Annotated in this window: 1 pseudogene; it reads right to left on the bottom strand. The window is 72.0% G+C overall.

Annotated features, from left to right (window positions below):
- Positions 1–72: 72 nt before the first annotated feature.
- Positions 73–371: pseudogene (locus AC1DSF_RS31390) on the bottom strand (4-hydroxybenzoate 3-monooxygenase); the annotation flags it as partial.

Genomic DNA, 371 nt, shown 5'->3' with positions numbered 1-371 from the left:
GCGGGGCGGTGGTGAAGTGCCCGTGGCAGTCGATGATCATGCGTGCTCTCCTCGGGGTCGCGCGGCGGCGGGTCAGGCGTTCGTGCGGGTGGGCCAGCCGGTGTACTGCTCGGCCAGGTAGGTCCGGCCGGCCCGGGTGCCGACGACGTTGTCCAGCTCGCCGAGCTGGCGGCGCAGGTCGTAGTCGGAGCCGCCGGGGGCGGTGTGCAGCATCTGGGTCATCCAGTACGAGAAGTTCTGCGCCCGCCACACCCGCTGCAGCGCCTGCGGCTGGTAGTCGTCCAGGGCGTTCTCGCCTTCGCTGCCGAGCGCCCGCACGAGGACCTTGGCGAGCACCTTGACGTCGTGCAGGGCCAGGTTGAGGCCGCGGG

The organism is Variovorax sp. 01N429 (assembly GCF_056399425.1).
This window is presented reverse-complemented; position numbering and strand designations above follow the sequence as displayed.